Source organism: Aquabacterium soli (genome assembly GCF_003933735.1).
Lineage (GTDB): Bacteria > Pseudomonadota > Gammaproteobacteria > Burkholderiales > Burkholderiaceae_C > Aquabacterium > Aquabacterium soli.
On sequence record NZ_RSED01000061.1, the window covers coordinates 1 to 890 of the forward strand.

Annotated in this window: 1 protein-coding gene; it reads right to left on the reverse strand. The window is 64.8% G+C overall.

All coding sequences use genetic code 11. From position 1 onward, the window contains the following. Window positions 1-52: 52 nt before the first annotated feature. Window positions 53-890 (reverse strand): GMC oxidoreductase (locus tag EIP75_RS23790; protein ID WP_233585027.1); only part of this gene is annotated, 838 nt, incomplete at its 5' end.

An 890-nucleotide genomic window follows, 5' to 3' on the forward strand; every position in this document is an offset into this window, starting at 1 on the left:
GCTGCCACGACAAAGCGCTCAGCTCTCCGCAAGCCAGGACCAACAGCCCACATCACCCCAGATCCTGCGCAATCACCCGCTGCACATTGCGCTCCGCCAGCGCCGTGATCGTGACGAAGGGATTCACGCCAATCGACCCAGGGATCAGCGCACTGTCCGTCACGTACAGCCGCTCGTGCCCCTTCACGCGCCCATAGCCATCAGTGGCCTGCCCCAGCACACACCCACCCAGCGGGTGATAACAGAAGTCATCGGCAAAGGCCTTGCCATCACCGAACAGATCCGTGCGGTAGCGCGTGCCCTGCTTCAGGTTGATGCGGTCGATCAGCGTCTTGGCTGATTGCACCGTGAACGCGTTCTGCGCCCGCGTCCAGTTCAGTGCCACGCCGTCTGATGCCTTGTCGTACACAAAGCGCCCCCGCTCCGGGTTCTTCGTGATCGCCAGGTACATGCTCACCCAGTTCTCGAAGCCCGTGGGCAGCGGCGTGATCTCTGCGAATACCGGGTTGGCCGCATTGTCCCAATCATCAATGCCCATCGCGGGCATCGTCGATTGCAGTGATCCGGTGGTGTTCCACAGCTTGTTGGTGCGTGCCGCCATCACGTTGCCGTTGTGGCCCCAGCCTTCGCCCACTGCGCGCGGCAGGCCGGGCAGGGCACCGGTGTCACGCGCGCGCACCAGCAGCTCGCTCGTGCCCAGGCTGCCCGCGCCCAGGAACAGGTGGCCGCAGGCGATCTGGCATTCGGAGATCACGCGGCCCCATTCGTTGATGCCGCGCACGGTGAGCAGGTAGTCGCCATTGGGCTGCTGCTCGATACGGCGCACCTGCTGCAAGGTGTGGATGCTGACGCGGCCCGTGCCCACGGCGTCGGCCAGGTAGGTCTTGTCC